This is a genomic window from Dyella sp. 2RAB6 (assembly GCF_052115385.1).
Lineage (GTDB): Bacteria > Pseudomonadota > Gammaproteobacteria > Xanthomonadales > Rhodanobacteraceae > Dyella_D.
On the sequence record NZ_JBFRGP010000011.1, the window covers coordinates 119,372 to 135,509 of the forward strand.

Annotated in this window: 16 protein-coding genes; 1 reads left to right on the top strand and 15 read right to left on the bottom strand. The window is 67.6% G+C overall.

The features are described 5' to 3' along the window. Positions 1 to 2: 2 nt before the first annotated feature. From pal to AB4083_RS16060, 15 genes are all read right to left on the bottom strand, one after another. Positions 3 to 512: a peptidoglycan-associated lipoprotein Pal gene (pal, locus tag AB4083_RS15990; protein ID WP_441609073.1), complete on the bottom strand. Its 510-nt coding sequence runs from the start codon at positions 510 to 512 to the stop codon at positions 3 to 5. A 243-nt stretch (positions 513 to 755) separates the two neighbouring features. After that, a complete protein-coding gene (gene tolB / locus AB4083_RS15995) occupies positions 756 to 2,075 on the bottom strand; it encodes a Tol-Pal system beta propeller repeat protein TolB (RefSeq protein ID WP_441609074.1) in 1,320 nt (439 codons plus the stop codon). 8 nt (positions 2,076 to 2,083) lie between these two features. Continuing rightward, complete coding sequence (locus tag AB4083_RS16000) at positions 2,084 to 3,025, bottom strand: cell envelope integrity protein TolA (RefSeq protein WP_441609075.1); 942 nt, start codon at positions 3,023 to 3,025, stop codon at positions 2,084 to 2,086. Further along, positions 3,012 to 3,458 (bottom strand): protein TolR, encoded by a 447-nt coding sequence (gene tolR, locus AB4083_RS16005; protein ID WP_441609076.1) that lies wholly within the window; start codon positions 3,456 to 3,458, stop codon positions 3,012 to 3,014. Before tolR ends, AB4083_RS16000 begins: the two co-directional genes overlap by 14 nt. A gap of 15 nt (positions 3,459 to 3,473) precedes the next feature. Next, positions 3,474 to 4,163, bottom strand: coding sequence for a protein TolQ (tolQ, locus tag AB4083_RS16010; protein ID WP_441609077.1), 690 nt, complete (start codon positions 4,161 to 4,163; stop codon positions 3,474 to 3,476). 24 nt (positions 4,164 to 4,187) lie between these two features. Continuing rightward, on the bottom strand, positions 4,188 to 4,622 hold the full coding sequence (ybgC, locus tag AB4083_RS16015; RefSeq protein ID WP_441609078.1) for a tol-pal system-associated acyl-CoA thioesterase: 435 nt from the start codon (positions 4,620 to 4,622) through the stop codon (positions 4,188 to 4,190). After that, positions 4,615 to 5,661, bottom strand: a complete 1,047-nt coding sequence (gene ruvB / locus AB4083_RS16020) for a Holliday junction branch migration DNA helicase RuvB (protein WP_441609079.1) — start codon at positions 5,659 to 5,661, stop codon at positions 4,615 to 4,617. The genes ybgC and ruvB overlap by 8 nt, the downstream gene beginning before the upstream one ends. Before the next feature lie 128 nt (positions 5,662 to 5,789). Beyond that, positions 5,790 to 7,691, bottom strand: a complete 1,902-nt coding sequence (locus AB4083_RS16025; RefSeq protein ID WP_441609080.1) for a potassium transporter Kup — start codon at positions 7,689 to 7,691, stop codon at positions 5,790 to 5,792. 4 nt (positions 7,692 to 7,695) lie between these two features. Then, positions 7,696 to 8,289 carry a Holliday junction branch migration protein RuvA gene (gene ruvA / locus AB4083_RS16030; protein ID WP_441609081.1) on the bottom strand — a complete coding sequence of 198 codons (594 nt, stop codon included), beginning with the start codon at positions 8,287 to 8,289 and terminating at the stop codon, positions 7,696 to 7,698. Continuing rightward, complete coding sequence (gene ruvC / locus AB4083_RS16035) at positions 8,286 to 8,807, bottom strand: crossover junction endodeoxyribonuclease RuvC (RefSeq protein ID WP_441609082.1); 522 nt, start codon at positions 8,805 to 8,807, stop codon at positions 8,286 to 8,288. Before ruvC ends, ruvA begins: the two co-directional genes overlap by 4 nt. 48 nt (positions 8,808 to 8,855) lie before the next feature. Beyond that, positions 8,856 to 9,596: a YebC/PmpR family DNA-binding transcriptional regulator gene (locus AB4083_RS16040; protein WP_441609083.1), complete on the bottom strand. Its 741-nt coding sequence runs from the start codon at positions 9,594 to 9,596 to the stop codon at positions 8,856 to 8,858. Positions 9,597 to 9,721: 125 nt separating this feature from the next. Next, on the bottom strand, positions 9,722 to 10,378 hold the full coding sequence (locus AB4083_RS16045) for a lipase family alpha/beta hydrolase (RefSeq protein WP_441609084.1): 657 nt from the start codon (positions 10,376 to 10,378) through the stop codon (positions 9,722 to 9,724). A 103-nt stretch (positions 10,379 to 10,481) separates the two neighbouring features. After that, complete coding sequence (gene aspS, locus AB4083_RS16050; protein ID WP_441609085.1) at positions 10,482 to 12,251, bottom strand: aspartate--tRNA ligase; 1,770 nt, start codon at positions 12,249 to 12,251, stop codon at positions 10,482 to 10,484. Positions 12,252 to 12,440: 189 nt separating this feature from the next. Beyond that, positions 12,441 to 12,992: a DUF3011 domain-containing protein gene (locus AB4083_RS16055; RefSeq protein WP_441609086.1), complete on the bottom strand. Its 552-nt coding sequence runs from the start codon at positions 12,990 to 12,992 to the stop codon at positions 12,441 to 12,443. A gap of 111 nt (positions 12,993 to 13,103) precedes the next feature. Continuing rightward, positions 13,104 to 13,400, bottom strand: a complete 297-nt coding sequence (locus AB4083_RS16060; protein WP_441609087.1) for an FmdB family zinc ribbon protein — start codon at positions 13,398 to 13,400, stop codon at positions 13,104 to 13,106. A gap of 249 nt (positions 13,401 to 13,649) precedes the next feature. Here AB4083_RS16060 and AB4083_RS16065 point away from each other — a divergent pair, with 249 nt between their 5' ends. Then, on the top strand, positions 13,650 to 16,085 hold the full coding sequence (locus AB4083_RS16065; RefSeq protein WP_441609088.1) for a TonB-dependent receptor plug domain-containing protein: 2,436 nt from the start codon (positions 13,650 to 13,652) through the stop codon (positions 16,083 to 16,085). The last annotated feature ends 53 nt before the right edge of the window (positions 16,086 to 16,138 follow it).

Genomic DNA, 16,138 nt, shown 5'->3' on the forward strand with positions numbered 1-16,138 from the left:
GCTTACTTCGCCGTGTAGACGATCTCGACGCGACGGTTCTTGCCCCAGCAATCCTCGTTGTGCTCACGGCACACCGGCTTTTCCTTGCCGTAGCTGATCACGTTCAGCTGGCTGGCCGAGCCGCCGGCGGCGGTCAGGCCGCTGGAGACAGCGTTGCCGCGGCGCTCGCCGAGGCCCAGGTTGTACTCGCGGGTACCGCGCTCGTCGGTGTTGCCTTCCAGGCGGATCTGGGCAGTCGGGCGATCCTGCAGGTACTTGGCGTGGCACGCCATGATCTGCTGGAACTCCGGCTTGATCTCGTCCTTGTCGAAATCGAAGTACACGACGCGCTGACGCAGGCACGCGTCACGGTCGAGATCTTCCGGGGTGTACTTGCCCGAGGTCGGCTGCTGGCTGGTCGTCACCGGATTGGTGTCGGCCGGGGTCTGCGGCTTGACTTCCTGCTTCTTCGAGCATGCGGCCGCGCCAACGCAGAGCAGGGCGACCAGAGCGACGCGAACGGTCTTATTCATGGTGGACGTTCCTTCAAACGGGTTTGAGTTCCGACAGTCAATAGCGATTGCGGTTACAGGACAGTGATCGCCGGTGGCCGGCTGTTATTTTGACACCTTGGTACCGGCGCCGCGGCTGGCCGCTGCGCCGGCCACCCGCCAGGCCCAGGGCCCGATGGGCGACCGGGCCGGCGGCAGGATCTGTGCCCCGCCGCCGCCCCTGATCTTCCGCGCCGCCACACCCTCGGGTGCGCGGCCGCTCATTCAACGCTGCCGGTACGGTCCCCAGGACGGTTCGCGCACGTCGCCATCGGCAAGCACGAGGCGCTGGCGAACCTGACCATCGGCCGAAACGGCATAAAGCACGCCGCGCCGTCCTTCGGTAGCGGCATACAGCAGCATGCTGGCGTTGGGCGCGAAGCTCGGGGACTCATCGATCGGGCCCGGCGAGAGCGGACGCACCTGCCCACCCAGACTGCGGTCCATGACCGCAATACGATACACGTTCCCGTTGCCCTGCACCATGGCGACCTGCTTGCCGTCGTAGCTGACGTCGGCGCTCAGGTTGTTCTGGCCCTGGAAGCTGATGCGGTTGGCCGCGCCGCCCGAGGCGGGCATCTGGTAGATCTGCGGCCGGCCCGAGCGGTCCGAGGTGAAATAGATGCTCTGGCCGTCCGGCGACCAGACCGGCTCGGTGTTGATGGCCAGGCTCTTGGTCAGGCGGGTTTCCTGGCGGCTGGCCACGTCCATCACGTAGATCTCGGGGTTGCCCGAATAGGACAGGGACACCGCCAGCTTGCTGCCGTCCGGCGACCAGGCCGGGGCGCTGTTGATGCCGCGCGGGCGGGCCGAGACCAGCTGGCGCTGGCCGGTGGTGATGTCCTGCACGTAGATCGCCGAGTTGCCGCTCTCGAAGGAGACATAGGCGATCTTCTTGCCGTCCGGCGACCAGTGCGGCGACAGCAGGGACTCGCGCGAGCGCGCCACCACCTGCGGATTGAAGCCGTCCGAATCGGCCACGATCAGCGCATACGTGGTGTTGTTGCCCAGGCCCACGGCGGTGATGTAGGCGATGCGGGTCCAGAACGCGCCGCGCACGCCGGTGATCTTTTCGTAGATCTGGTCGGCGATCTGGTGGGCCACCCCGCGCAGGTCGCCGGCCGGGGCGGTAAAGGCCTGGGCCAGCAGGCTCTGCTGCTTGTTGACGTCCCACAGCTCGTATTCGACGCGCAGCATGCCGCCGCCGGCGTCGCTGATGCGGCCGATGGTGAGGAAGTCCTGCTTGAGCAGGCGCCAGGTCGGGAACTTGATGTCCGCGCCCTTGGACGGCGTCTCCACGATCTCGCTCTTGGCCAGCGAGCGGAACTTGCCCGAGCGGTTGAAATCGTTGCGGATCACGTCGGCCACGTCGGTGGGCAGCGGGGCGCCGCCGGCCTGGGCGAACGGCACCACGGCGATCGGCGTGGCGGTCTTGATGCCCTGCACGATATCGACGTTGAGCGATTGCTGGGCTGCGGCCGAACCGGCGAACAACGCCGCCACGGACAGCAGGGCGGATGCGAAGGTGATACTCAATTTGCGCATAGGGCTGGTCACTGCTGCGGCCTGAAGGTAAAGGTTAGGTTGCGCTGGAACACGGACTCGAAGCCCTGGTAGGGCAAGGGCTGCGCTCGCAGCACGGCGTTCTCGACCGAGCGCTTGCCGGCGTCGTCGTACGGGCAGCTGGGGTCGACCTTGGCGCTCATGACGTTTCCGCCTGGCAGCTGCACGATGTGCACGACACAAGGAACGTTCGGCATGTTATCGGGGCGCAGCCAATTCTGCGTGACCGCGTTCTGAACTGCCGCCAGGTACTGGCCCAGCAGGCCGCTGTCCGGCCCGTTGTTGCCGGTCTGGCGCTGGTCGGCCTTGGGCACGTCGGCCAGGCCGTCGTCCTTGGCGTCCTTGATGTCCTCGAGCTGCTTCTTGGCCTGGATGGCCTTGTTTTCCAGGTTCTTGCGCGCCTCGTCGGCCTTGTCCATCTTGGCGAACAGCTCGTCCAGCTTCTTCTTTTCTTCCTTCTGCTTGGCCGCCTGGGCGTCCAGCTCGGACTGCCGCTGGCGCTGGCGCTCTTCCTGCTCGCGCTTGGCGTCCTCGGCCTTCTGCAGGGCATCGGCGACCACTTTTTCCTGGTCCTTGACGTCCGGATGCTCGGGCGGCGGCGGCAGGGTCTTCACCACCGGGGCCTGTTCCTGCGGTGTCGGCGGCGTCACCGCGGGCGGCGGCGGCGTGGTGTCCGGCACCGGCTTGGCCTTGATCGCCTTCGGCGGCGGCGCGCCGGTGGGGCCGACCAGGGTGGCTTCGATGATCTGGCCCGGCAGGTCGATGGGCTTGGCGCAGGCGATCGGATTCCAGCCCGGCGGCAGGTGCAGGGTCTCGAACATGCTTTCGTAGAACGAGCAGGGCACGATCGCCAGGGCCAGGAAGCCCACGATGCCCACGTGCAGGATGGCGGAAAGAATGACCGCCTTGGGCGTGCCTTTACGGTCGTCCATGCTTCCCGCCGGACTCGGGCTGGCTCATCAGGCCGATCTTGGACACGCCCGCTTCCTGCAGCACCGGCAGGATCAGATAGACCTTGCCGTAGTTGGCGCGCTCGTCGCCGGCCACCAGCACCTGCAGCTCGGGATTGGCCTTCTGGAACGCGGTGATCTTGGCCTTGAAGTCCTCGGCGCTGACCGGCTCGCGCTTGGAGCCCTGGCTGCTGAGGTAGATCTGGCCGTTCTCGTCGACCGAGACCACCACCGGGTCTTTCTTGTCCTGCAGCGACTTGGCCTGGGTCTGCGGCAGCTGGATGTCGACGCCGAGATTCATCATCGGCGCGGTGACCATGAAGATGATCAGCAGCACCAGCATCACGTCGATATACGGCACGACGTTGATCTCGGACTTGAGCTTGAGGCGCTTGTGGCGCGCGGAACTACGCATGAGGAAGCCCTCCGCTCAGGCTGCGTCGTCGGTCTGGATCTGGCGCTGCAGGACGGAGGAGAACTCCTCCTGGAACACCTCGTAGCGCGAAGCCACGCGATCGACCTTATTGGCGTAGCGGTTGTAGGCCCACACCGCCGGGATCGCGGCGAACAGGCCCATGGCGGTGGCGATCAGCGCCTCGGAGATGTGCGGCGCCACCACGGCGATGGTCACGTCCTTCATCTCGCCCAGGCCCTGGAACGCGCCCATGATGCCGATCACGGTGCCGAACAGGCCGACGTAGGGGCTGATCGAGCCGACGTTGGCGAGGAATTCCAGGTTGCGCTCCAGGCGGCCGATCTCGCGGGTGCCGGTGACGCGCATGGCGCGCTCGGTGCCCTCGATCACGATGCGCAGGTCGTGGGTGCGGCGCTGGCGCTGGCGCGCGAACTCGCGGAAGCCCGACTCGAACACCATCTCCAGGCCGCCGTTGCTGCCGGCGCCGCGGCCGCTGACCTCGCGGAACAGCTGGGCCAGGTCGGCGCCGGACCAGAAGCGCTCCTCGAAGCTCTCCGCCTCGTCCATCGCGGACTTCAGCTGCTGGTGCTTGCGGATGATGATCACCCACGACATGAAGGAGAACACCAGCAGCACCAGCATCACCAGCTGCACCAGGATGCTCGCTTCCGCGACGAGCTTGAAAATGTTCAATCCACCGTTCATTGCTTGAGCGTTCTCCGCCGCGGGTTACTTGATTGGGGGTAGGCCGGGGATCAGGCCGGCGGGGATCTGGGCCGGGCGCATGCGCTCGAGGTCCACGCAGGCCACGCGCACCTGCGCGCGGATCAGCGTGGTGCCGTCTGCCCGGCTGATCGTCTGGCCGAAGAGGATACTGGCAGCGCGCCGTTCTTTGACTTCAACCGTTACTTGCAGTTCATCGTCCAGCACGGCGGCCTTGAGGAATTCGATGTGCAGGTCGCGCACCAGGAAGGCCAGGCCGGTGGCCGCCCGCACCGCCGACTGGTCCACGCCCTGCCCGCGCAGCCATTCGGTGCGGGCGCGCTCCATGAAGCGCAGGTAGCTGGCGTGGTAGACCACCCCGCCCGCGTCGGTGTCTTCCCAATACACGCGGACCGGCCAGCGGTAGCTGTCCGGGGCGGCCGCTGGCCTGGCATCAGACATCGGGATCGCCCGTAAACAGGTCGGCCGGCTGCGCCTGGCGCGGCGGCGGGGTCAGGCCCAGGTGGCGCCAGCCCTTGGCGCTGGCCATGCGGCCGCGCGCGGTGCGCACCAGGAAGCCCTGCTGGATCAGGTATGGCTCGACCACGTCCTCGAGGGTGCCGCGGTCCTCGCTGAGCGCGGCGGCCAGGGATTCCACCCCGACCGGGCCGCCGTCGAAGTTCTCGATGATGATGCTCAGCAGGCGCCGGTCCAGCTCATCGAAACCCTCGGCGTCCACCTTGAGCATATCCATCGCGGCCTGGGCCGCGGCGTAGGTGATCTCGCCGCCCGCGCGCACTTCGGCGTAGTCGCGCACGCGGCGCAGCAGGCGGTTGGCGATGCGCGGGGTGCCGCGCGAACGGCGGGCGATTTCCTGCGCCCCTTCCAGCTCGCAGGGGATGCCCATGATGCGCGCCGAGCGGCGCACGATCGCGGTCAGCTCGTCCGCCGAATAGAACTCCAGGCGCTGCACGATGCCGAAGCGGTCGCGCAGCGGCGCGGTCAGCAGGCCGGCGCGGGTGGTGGCGCCGATCAGGGTGAACGGCGGCAGGTCCAGCTTGATCGAGCGGGCCGCGGGGCCTTCGCCGATCATGATGTCGATCTGGAAGTCTTCCATCGCCGGATACAGCACTTCCTCCACCACGGGGGAGAGGCGATGGATCTCGTCGACGAACAGCACGTCGTGCGGTTCGAGATTGGTCAGCAGCGCGGCCAGGTCGCCCGCGCGCTCCAGCACCGGGCCGGAGGTGGAGCGCAGGTTGACCCCCAGCTCGTTGGCGATCACGTGCGACAAGGTGGTCTTGCCCAGGCCCGGCGGGCCGAAGATCAGCACGTGGTCCAGCGCGCCGCCGCGCTTGCGGGCCGCTTCGATGTAGATCGAGAGCTGTTCGCGCACCGCCTGCTGGCCGAGGTATTCCGCCAGCCGCTTGGGGCGGATCGAAGCCTCCAGGGCCTCGTCGTCCAGCTGGGCGGCGGACGTGATGATGCGGTGATCGGCCATGGGCTGGGATGGGGTCCGGAAATAGGCGGAGCGCGAGATCGCCCGCCATTCTACCGGACCCGTAGGTTGGGGTGAGCGCAGCGAACCCCAACAGGACGGCCACCGGGTGAGCTCCGCCGAGGCGAGGCTCAGATCTCGACCTGCGCCCCCAGCTCGATCAGCCGGTTGCCCGGGATCTGGAAGAACGCGGTGGCCGGCAGCGCGTTGCGCGCCATGAAGGCGAACAGCTTGTCGCGCCACAGCGCCATGCCCGGGCGGCGCGCGTCGGCGATGATGGTTTCGCGCGACAGGAAGAAGGTGGTGTCCATCATGTCGAACGGCAGGCCCGCCTTCGAGCAGCGCATCAGGGCCTGCGGGATGTTCGGGTCCTCGGCGAAGCCGAAGCGCAGCGCCAGGCCGTAGAAATTGCCGCCGATCGGGGTGATCTGGATGCGCTCGTCGGCGTCGGCCACCGGCGTCTCCAGCATCTCCACCGTCAGCAGCACGTTGCGCTCGTGCAGCACCTTGTTGTGCTTGAGGTTGTGCAGCAGCGCATGCGGCACCGCGTGCTGGTTGGCGGTAAGGAAGACCGCGGTGCCGGGCACGCGCAGCGGCGGATGCTCGCCGACGTTCTCGATGAACGGTTCCAGCGCCAGGCCGGACTGCTTGATCTCGCGCACCACCAGCTCGCGACCGCGGCGCCAGGTGGTCATCACCACGAACACCGCCACGCCGAGCACCAGCGGGAACCAGCCGCCGTATTCGATCTTGATCACGTTGGCGCTGAGGAACGACAGGTCGATGGTGAGCAGCAGCACACCGGCGAAGATCACCGTCGGGCGGCTCCAATGCCATTGGTAGCGCGCCACCACCAGGGCCAGGATGGTGGTCACCGTCATGGTGCCGGTCACCGCGATGCCGTAGGCCGCGCTGAGGTTCTCCGAGCTGCGGAAGCCCAGCACCGCGATCAGCACCATCACCAGCAGGAAGGTATTCACCCAGGGCACGAAGATCTGGCCGGACATCTCGCGCGAGGTATGCACGATCGGCATGCGCATCGAATAGCCCAGCGACATCGCCTCGCGGGTCATCGAGAACGCGCCGGAAATCACCGCCTGCGAAGCGATCACCGTGGCGATGGTGGCCAGGCCGATCATCGGGTACAGCATGATCTTGGGCACCAGCTTGAAGAACGGATTGTCGATCGCTTCCGGATGATTGAGCAGCAGCGCACCCTGGCCGAAGTAGTTCAGCACCAGCGCCGGCAGCACGAAGCTGAACCAGGCGAGGCGGATCGGCTTCTTGCCGAAGTGGCCCATGTCGGCGTACAGCGCCTCGGCGCCGGTCAGCGCCAGCACCACGCCGCCCAGCGCGATGAACGCCTGCATGCCGTGGCTCATGAAGAACCGCACCCCGTACATCGGGTTCAGCGCCAGCAGCACGTGCGGATTGAGCGCGATCATCTGCACGCCCAGCCCGGCGATCACGATGAACCAGATCACCATCACCGGCCCGAACAGCCGGCCCACGCGTTCGGTGCCATGCCGCTGCAAGGCGAACAGGAAGAACAGGATCACCACCGAGGTCACCGGCACCACCCAGTGCGGCAGGTCCGGCACGGCCACCTTCATGCCTTCCACCGCCGACAGCACCGAGATCGCCGGGGTGATCACGCCGTCGCCGTAGAACAGCGCCGCGCCGAAGATGCCGAGGATGGCCAGGATCCAGCGCATCCGCGCATCGCCGCGCGAACTGCGCAGGGCCAGCGCGAGCAAGGCCATGATGCCGCCCTCGCCCTTGTTGTCCGCGCGCATGATGAAGACCACGTACTTGAGCGAGACCACGATGATCTGCGCCCAGAAGATCAGCGACAGCACGCCGAAGATGCTCTCCGGCGTGGGCTTCAAGCCGTCGTGGCTGAGCGTGGTCTGCAGCGTGTACAGCGGGCTGGTGCCGATGTCGCCGTACACCACGCCGATCGCGCCGAGCGAGAGCGCGGCCAGGCGCCGCTTGGTCTCGGCATCGGTGCCGTGCAGGTTGTCCTGGCTCACGGGCTCAAGCTCCTAATGCGGCGCGCAGCGCCTTGCGGATGATGGCTTCGGCGTTGTCGCCGTCGGCGGCGACTTTCTGCACCAGCCGGGTGACTTCGGCGGGTTTGTAACCGAGCTGCTGCAAGGCCACGGTGGCTTCGCCGGCCGGGTCCAGCGGCGCGCCCTTGCCGGCGCCGCCGGGCAGGCTCACCGCGAGGCCGTCCACGCGGTCGCGCAGCTCCACCACCATGCGTTCGGCGGTCTTCTTGCCGATGCCGGGGATCTTGGTCAGCGCGACCACGTCGCCGGCCTGGACCAGGCGCGCGAAGTCGTTGGTCGACACACCGGACAGCACCGACAGCGCGATCTTCGCGCCGATCCCGCTGACCTTCTGCAGATTGCGGAACAGCGCCCGCTCGGACTCGTGCAGGAAGCCGTACAGCGCGACGCTGTCTTCCTTCACGGCGTGGTGGGTGAGCAGGGTCACTTCCTTGCCGGTGGACGGCAGGTCGTAGATGGTCGACATCGGCGCCTCGAGCTCGTAGCCGACGCCGCCGACTTCCACCAGCAGCCACGGCGGCTGCTTGGAGACCAGTATCCCGCGCAGGCGGCCGATCATCGGCCACGCCTCCAGGCGGTGCGCGGAATACCCACGCGGGCAAGGCTGGCGCGCGTATGCGCATGGGTCACGGCGATCGCCAGCGCATCCGCGGCATCCGCCTGCAAGGGGCCTTTGAGGCCCAGCAATATGCCGATCATGTGTTGCACCTGGGTCTTGTCGCCGCGGCCGCTGCCGACCACCGACTGCTTCACTTCCGTCGCCGCATATTCGTGCACCGCGATTCCCCGGCTGACCACCGCGCAGATCGCGGCACCCCTCGCCTGCCCAAGCTTCAGCGCCGAATCGGCGTTGCGTGCCATGAATACCCGCTCGATGCCGCATTCGTCCGGCCGATGCTCGCCGATGATGTCACACAGCTCGTCAAAGATGCGTTTCAGACGAAGCGGAAACGTGGCTTCGCCGGCAACCGCCAGCGCGCCATGAAAGACATGCGTCAACTTGCCGGCCGCATCCACGTCGATGATGCCCACGCCGGTGCGCTGGCTGCCGGGGTCGATGCCGATGATGCGCGTCATGACCGCAGCGTGACCGATGGCGTGAATGCGCAAAGTCCGTCGCGGACCTTACGCATCCTCGGCCGGCAGCACGGCGTTGTGATAGACCTCGTCGACGTCGTCCAGGCCGTTGAGCCGCTCCAGCAGCTTCTCGAACTGCTCCAGCGCCTCGCCGGACGGGGTGACCAGCGGGCCGTTCGGGCGCATCACCACGTCGGAGCTGTCCACCGCGAAGCCGGCGCCGGCCAGGGCCTTGCGCATCGCTTCGACGGCGACGGGATCGGCGGCCAGCAGCACGATGCCCACGCCGTTGTCGATCGCGATGTCCTCGGCGTTGTTCTCGATCGCCGATTCTTCCAGCTTCGCTTCCACCGCAGCGTCGCCGCCGGTGTGCACCACGACCTGGCCCACGCGGGTGAACTGGAACGCCACCGAATTGGTGGTGCCCATGTTGCCGCCGTTCTTGTTGAGCGCGGCGCGCACGTCGGCCACGGTACGGGTCTGGTTGTCGGTGACGCAGTCGACGATCAGCGCGGTGCCGGCGGGGCCGTAGCCCTCGTAGCGGACCTCGTGCATGTCCGCGCCGCCTTCGGCACCGGAGCCGCGCTTGATCGCGCGCTCGATGGTGTCCTTGGTCATGTTCGCCGCCAGCGCCTTGTCGACCGCCGCGCGCAGGCGCGGATTACCCGCCGGGTCGGGCGCGCCGCCGCGCGTGGCGATGGTGATTTCGCGGATCAGCTTGGTGAACACCTTGGCGCGCTTGGCGTCTTCGGCGTTCTTGCGACCTTCGATGGACGGGCCTCTACCCATGACGTATCCCTGGATGCTGCGAGCGGAAAGTGGCGAATTTTATCCCTTCCGCATGGCGGACTGGCAAGGCGGCCGGTCCGGAGGCCCGCTCCGACCCCGCGCAAAGCGCGCCGTGGCGCGGCTTCTCAGGCCTGCGCGCGATCCGGCAACAGCTGACCGAAACGTCCCTGCCGCAGGAAACCGGCGACCAGGCGGCCGGTCTCCACCGAGAACAGCAGGCCCGTATGGTTGGCTTCCACCACGCAATGGTCGGCGATGCCCGGCAGCCGCGTTTCGTCCACCGCCACACTGCCGTCATGTTCGCCGTCGAACTGGCCGAGCACATGGCCCAGCCCGAACGGGATGCGGCCGGCGATCACGCCCACTTCGCGCCGGCCGGTCCACTGGTCGAAGCCGTATTCGAGCAAGGCGCGGTTATGCCCCAGCAAGGCCCCGCCGCCGCGCCCGCCCAGGTTGGCAAAGGCACGCGCGGCCGCGCTGCCCTTGAGCGGCGAACCCAGGCACACGATGCGCCCCTCGGGCAGGCCGCGATCGTCCAGGCAGGCGCGCAGCGCCAGCAGGCCGCCCAGGCTGTGGCCGACCAGGTGCACCGCGCCGCCTTCCGGCGCCGCCTCGTGCATGCGCGCATGCAGGCGGCCGACGGTCTGCTCCTGCGTCGCCGCTACGCTCATGTAGTCGAAGCGATGCACGCGAAAACCCGCTTCCATCAGCCGTCGATGCAGCATCAGCAGCGCGAAACCGCGCATCCACAGGCCGTGCAGCAGGATTACGTGATCGGTCATCGGCGACAGCAGGAGTCCGGAACAAAGCAAGAAACCATAGAGCGGATCAGCGCACGCGCGCTGACCCGTCCATCACACATCCACCGTTGGACCGCGCGAACGCTCAGCCGTTCGACGGCTCCACCGCCACCTTCACGTGCAGCTCCTTGAGCTGCGCGTCCGGCACCAGCGACGGCGCGTCGGTCATCAGGTCCTGCGCGCTGGTGGTCTTGGGGAAGGCGATCACGTCGCGGATCGACTCGGTGCCGGCCATCAGCGCCGCGATGCGGTCGATGCCGAAGGCCAGGCCACCGTGCGGCGGCGCGCCGAACTTCAGCGCCTTCAGCAGGAAGCCGAACTTCGCCTCGGCCTCGGCCGCGCCGATGCCGAGCAGTTCGAACACCGCGCTCTGCATCTCCGGGCGATGGATACGGATCGAGCCGCCGCCGATCTCAGCGCCGTTCAACACCATGTCGTAGCCGCGGCTCACTGCGTTCGCCGCATTGGCGCGCAGGTCGGCGATATCGTCGACCTTCGGCGCGGTGAAGGGGTGATGCAGCGCGACGAAGCGCTGCGCTTCGTCGTCGTACTCGAACATCGGGAAGTCGGTGACCCACAGCGGCCGCCAGCTGTTTTCCACCAGGCCGCGGTCCTTGCCCAGCTTCAGGCGCAGCGCGCCCATGAAGTCGGTGACGGTCTTCCACTTGCCGGCGCCGACGAACACGATGTCGCCGCTCTGCGCACCGGTCGCCTTGAGCAGCGCAGCGAGAGCAGCGTCGTCGAGGAACTTCGCCACCGGCGAATTGACGCCTTCGCGGCCCTTGGCCAGGTCGTCCACCTTGAGCCAGGCCAGGCCCTTGGCGCCGTACCGGGCGACGTACTCGGTGAGCAGGTCGATGTCCTTGCGGCTCAGGCTGGCGCCGTCCGGCAGGCGCAGCGCGGCGACGCGGCCGGCCGGGTCGTTGGCCGGCTCGGCAAACACCTTGAATTCGACGTGCTTGAGCGCATCGGCCACGTCGACCAGCTCCAGCGCGATGCGCAGGTCCGGCTTGTCCGAACCGAAGCGGCGCATGGCTTCGGCCCAGGTCATGCGCGGGAAGCTGGCGTCGAGTTCGACGCCCTGCACGTCCTTGAACACGTGGCGGATCAGCTCCTCCACGAAGTCCTGCACGTCCTGTTCTTCGACGAAGGCGAATTCCAGGTCGAGCTGGGTGAATTCCGGCTGGCGGTCGGCGCGCAGGTCTTCGTCGCGGAAGCAGCGGGCGATCTGATAGTAGCGATCGAAGCCGGCCATCATCAGGATCTGCTTGAACAGCTGCGGCGACTGCGGCAGCGCGTAGAACTGGCCCGCATGCACGCGGCTGGGCACCAGGTAGTCGCGCGCGCCTTCCGGCGTGGCCTTGGTCAAGATCGGCGTCTCGATGTCCTGGAAACCGCGCGCGTCCAGGTAACGGCGCAGCGCCTGCACCAGCTTGATGCGGGTGCGCATCATGCGCTGCATTTCCGGGCGGCGCAGGTCGAGGTAGCGGTAGGTCATCCGCATGTCCTCGTTGGGATTCTCATGCAGCGCGAACGGCAGGTCCTTCGCGGCGTTGAGGATCTCCACCCGCTCGGCCAGCAGCTCGACCGTGCCGGTCTTGAGCTTGTCGTTGGCGGCCAGGCGCTTGCGGATGCTGCCGGTGACGCGCACGCAATACTCGTAGCCGATCTCGCCGGCCACCGCGAACGCATCGGCATTGTCCCTGTCCACCACCACCTGGGCGATGCCCTCGTGATCGCGCAGATCGACGAAGGCGACGTGGCTCTGCAGGCGGATGGTGTTGACCCAGCCGCACAGGGTGACGGTCTGGCCGACCAGGGCCTCGTCGATGAGGCCGCAGTAATGCGTGCGCATGCGCTTGGAACTCCGGGCCGCAGTGGCGGCGTGAGACGTAGGGAAGACCCGGAATGGTAGCAGCCCCTCAGCGAGGGGCGTAGGTTGGGGTGAGCGCAGCGAACCCCGACGGGTGCTGTGGCATACCGGATGCCTGTTGGGGTTCGCCTCCAGCTCACCCCAACCTGTGCCCGTTCTTACATGGACGCCTTACCAGCGGCGATCGACCTGGAAGATCCCGCGGCAACCGTCGTCGACCCACACGCCGCGGCGGTCCCAACCCCAGCTGTCGCCTTCGCGGCAGGGCGAGTCGGACAGGCGGCGCACCAGCCGGACCCGGCCGCCGCGGCCCAAATTCACCGGGCAGTATTGGCGGCGGTTGCCGTTGCTGTCGCAGCGCACCTGGGCCGAATCGTCGCCCCAGCCCGGGCGGTCATCGCCCCAGCCGGGCCGGTCGCCACCCCAGCCGCCGCCCCAGCCGCCACCGCGGGCCGGCTCGAAGATCGCGCGGCAGCCGCGGTCGACCCAAACGCTGCCGCGATCATTGCCCCAGGTCTGGCCATACACGCAGCGGGTGTCGGAGAGCTGCCTGGCCAGCTGCGAGGCCGGCCACGGCGTGCCGCAGCGGACGAAGCGCCCGTCGTTGCTGGAACAGCTGATCGAGCCCTGGTCCCACTGGGCATGCGCGGTCGGCGCCGCCATGGAAGCCATTCCAGCGACCAGTACCACCGCCGCCCACATCCCCTTGCCGATCGCGCTCATCTTGATGTCCACCCAGTGTCGAAGGTGGCGCCACGCTACCGCAGGCAAGGCAACCGCACTTGAATATTTTGCGATCCGATCGCCAGAAATTTCGAGTAAGGCAGCGACGGTTCAGTCGCTGCTGGCGGGCGGCGCTGCCGGTGCGGGTGCGGGTGCGGGAGCCGCCGCGGGCGCCGGAGCGGCAGCCGCGCCGTCGCCGGCCAGGTTGCGCTTCTTGTCGCCGTCCTTCTTGAAGTCGGTCTCGTACCAGCCGCCGCCGGCCAGGCGGAACTGGGGGGCGCTCAGGCGGCGGTGGACCGAGCCGTCCACCGCGCACTGCGGGCAGGCGCTGGGGTCGGCATCGGACATCTTCTGCAGGCGGTCGAAACGATGGCCGCAGCCGCCGCATTCGAATTCATAGATAGGCATAGGGGCTCCGTGTTCCAGGCCGGCGCGGGCGCCGGCAGCTCGCCATTATCGAGTCGGATCGCGGGATTTCAATGTCCCGCCGGCGCGGGCATGCTGGCCGGCAAGGGGGAGGCGACGGCCTCTTGCCGCCGGCCCACACCAGGGGAACGCGGACAGATGGACGTCTAGACGGCTATTGACGGCGCGTCCACGCGGGGTCTAGCCTGCGTTGACGCACCGCAACAAACAACATCGAAGAGGGGAGTTCAGATGCACCAGCGATACAGCACGCTCGCGTCCGCCCTGCTGCTGGCCCTGTCCGCCGGCGCCGCCGCCCAGGACGCGGGACAGAGCGCCACGCCCGCGCTGGCCACCGACAAGGCCAAGAATCTCAGCACGGTGATCGTCACCGGCACCCGCGCCGACAACCGCACCGAAAGCAGTTCGCTGACGCCGATCGACGTGGTCTCGGCCAAGGTGCTGCAGCAGACCGGCACCACCGAGCTGTCGACCGCGCTGTCGCGCATCATCCCCTCGCTCACCTTCCCGCGCCCGGCCGCCGCCGACACCGCCGACTCGCAGCGCCCCGCCCAGTTGCGCGGCCTTTCGCCGGACCAGGTACTGGTGCTGGTGAACGGCAAGCGCTGGCATCCCGGCGCGATCCTGCTCACCAACGGCGTGCTGGGCCGCGGCGCGCAGGCGGTGGATCTCAACACCATCCCGATGGCGGCGATCGACCATATCGAAGTGCTGCGCGACGGCGCATCCGCGCAATACGGCTCCGACGCCATCGCCGGCGTGATCAATATCGTGCTCAAGGGCGGCGCCGACGGCGGCGCGGTGGAACTGAGCGGCGGCCAGTATTCGGCCGGCGACGGCCGGCAGTGGAAAGGCTCGGCCAGCTTCGGCCTGCCGCTCAACAACGACCAGGGCTGGCTGCGCTTCACCCTGCAGGACGGCCATCAGGACTACAGCAACCGCGCCGGCCCCAACCGCACCCGCGCGTGGGAAGGCACCACCCAGCGCTACGGCGACCCGGAAGTGGGCGACCACAATCTGTTCCTCAACGGCCAGTACAAACTTGGCGCCTCGGCCGAGCTGTATGCGTTCGGCCATATCGGCAAGCGCGACAGCACCTCGCCGGCGTTCTTCCGCAACCGCGCCAACAGCAATTCGGTGCCCTCGCTCTATCCCAACGGCTACCTGCCGCTGGAGAACGCCGACTCGCTGGACCAGTCGCTGGTGCTCGGCGTGCGCGGCAAGACCCCCGGCGGCTGGCGCTGGGACGTCAGCGCCAACTACGGCGGCAACCGCGTCTCCTACGCCACCAACAACAGCGTCAACCGCGCCTTCCTGCACGACTTCGGCAGCAGCCCGACCAGCTTCCACGACGGCATCCTGTCGGCCGCGCAGCAGGCCTTCGACGTGGACCTGGCCAAGGAGTTCTCCACCGGCTGGCTGCCCAATCCGGTGACCCTGGCCTTCGGCGCCGAATACCTGCGCCAGAGCTACAAGATCGATGCGGGCGACCTGGCCTCGTACTACACCGGCAGCTCCGGCACGTCCGGCGGCGCGCAGGGCTTCGGCGGTTTCCAGCCGGCCAATGCCGGCTCGCATGCGCGCCATGACGTGGCCGAGTACGTGAGCCTGGAAACCAACCTTACCGACAAGCTCGGCAGCTCGCTGGCGGTGCGCCACGAGCATTACAGCGACTTCGGCAACACCACCTCCGGCGCGCTGGCGCTGCGCTACGACTTCACCGACCGGTTCGCCCTGCGCGGCAGCGCTTCCACCGGCTTCCGCGCACCGTCGCTGGCGCAGCAGAACTACTCGTACGTCTCCTCGCTGTTCTTCGGCGCCGGCAATTCGCTGGGCCTGCCGCAGGGCATCTACAACACCGGCATCGTGCCCTCCACCAGCAAGGTGGCAACCTTGCTGGGCGGCGAGCCGCTGAAGCCGGAGAAGTCGCGCAACTTCACCGCGGGTGCGGTGTGGAACCCGATCGATCCGCTCAACCTCAGCATCGACGTGTACCAGATCAAGATCGACAACCGCATCGCGCTGTCCAGCAACCTGGCCACCAACTCGGCGGCGGTGCACAACTACCTGGTCGCCAACGGCGTCACCGAACTCAATTACAGCGGCATCGCCTATTTCACCAATGCGGTGAACACGCGCACCCGCGGCGTGGACCTGGTGGCCAGCTATCTTTTCGACTTCGGCAACGCCGGCACGCTGCAGACTACGCTCAGCTACAACTACAACAAGAACAAGGTCACCGACCTCAAGCCCAATCCCGCCGCGCTCAACGCGCTGGGCCTGAACCTCAAGCGCATCGACCGCCGCGACCAGTACGGCCTGCTGGCCGACACCACGCCGCGCAGCAAGCTGATACTCAGCAGCCTGTACAGCGTGGACCGCTGGAGCGTGAGCGGCACGCTGACCCGCTACGGCAGCTTCGTCTCCTACAACTCGACCACCGCCACGCTGGACCAGAAGTTCGACAGCAAATGGCTGCTCGACCTGGCGCTGAACTACAACCTCGACCGCTGGAGCTTCACCCTCGGCGCGGACAATGTGTTCAACACCTATCCGAACCGGGTGATCCCCGCCAACGACAACAACGGCACCCTGCCCTACTCGGTGTTCTCGCCGTTCGGTTTCAACGGGGCGTATGTGTACGGGAAGCTCGCGTACCGGTGGTGACCAGCTCCTGCAGGTCGGGGGGAGCCGCAGGCGAACCCCGACAGCGCGATGCG

What these genes read in the sequence shown, in the direction of transcription:
- AB4083_RS16040 (WP_441609083.1), bottom strand. Translation starts at nt 9,596, where the DNA reads ATGGGTAGAGGCCCGTCCATCGAAGGTCGCAAGAACGCCGAAGACGCC.
- tolR (WP_441609076.1), bottom strand. Translation starts at nt 3,458, where the DNA reads ATGCGTAGTTCCGCGCGCCACAAGCGCCTCAAGCTCAAGTCCGAGATC.
- AB4083_RS16000 (WP_441609075.1), bottom strand. Translation starts at nt 3,025, where the DNA reads ATGGACGACCGTAAAGGCACGCCCAAGGCGGTCATTCTTTCCGCCATC.
- ybgC (WP_441609078.1), bottom strand. Translation starts at nt 4,622, where the DNA reads ATGTCTGATGCCAGGCCAGCGGCCGCCCCGGACAGCTACCGCTGGCCG.
- tolB (WP_441609074.1), bottom strand. Translation starts at nt 2,075, where the DNA reads ATGCGCAAATTGAGTATCACCTTCGCATCCGCCCTGCTGTCCGTGGCG.
- AB4083_RS16060 (WP_441609087.1), bottom strand. Translation starts at nt 13,400, where the DNA reads ATGCCTATCTATGAATTCGAATGCGGCGGCTGCGGCCATCGTTTCGAC.
- AB4083_RS16045 (WP_441609084.1), bottom strand. Translation starts at nt 10,378, where the DNA reads ATGACCGATCACGTAATCCTGCTGCACGGCCTGTGGATGCGCGGTTTC.
- AB4083_RS16055 (WP_441609086.1), bottom strand. Translation starts at nt 12,992, where the DNA reads ATGAGCGCGATCGGCAAGGGGATGTGGGCGGCGGTGGTACTGGTCGCT.
- tolQ (WP_441609077.1), bottom strand. Translation starts at nt 4,163, where the DNA reads ATGAACGGTGGATTGAACATTTTCAAGCTCGTCGCGGAAGCGAGCATC.
- ruvB (WP_441609079.1), bottom strand. Translation starts at nt 5,661, where the DNA reads ATGGCCGATCACCGCATCATCACGTCCGCCGCCCAGCTGGACGACGAG.
- AB4083_RS16065 (WP_441609088.1), top strand. Translation starts at nt 13,650, where the DNA reads ATGCACCAGCGATACAGCACGCTCGCGTCCGCCCTGCTGCTGGCCCTG.
- ruvC (WP_441609082.1), bottom strand. Translation starts at nt 8,807, where the DNA reads ATGACGCGCATCATCGGCATCGACCCCGGCAGCCAGCGCACCGGCGTG.
- ruvA (WP_441609081.1), bottom strand. Translation starts at nt 8,289, where the DNA reads ATGATCGGCCGCCTGCGCGGGATACTGGTCTCCAAGCAGCCGCCGTGG.
- aspS (WP_441609085.1), bottom strand. Translation starts at nt 12,251, where the DNA reads ATGCGCACGCATTACTGCGGCCTCATCGACGAGGCCCTGGTCGGCCAG.
- pal (WP_441609073.1), bottom strand. Translation starts at nt 512, where the DNA reads ATGAATAAGACCGTTCGCGTCGCTCTGGTCGCCCTGCTCTGCGTTGGC.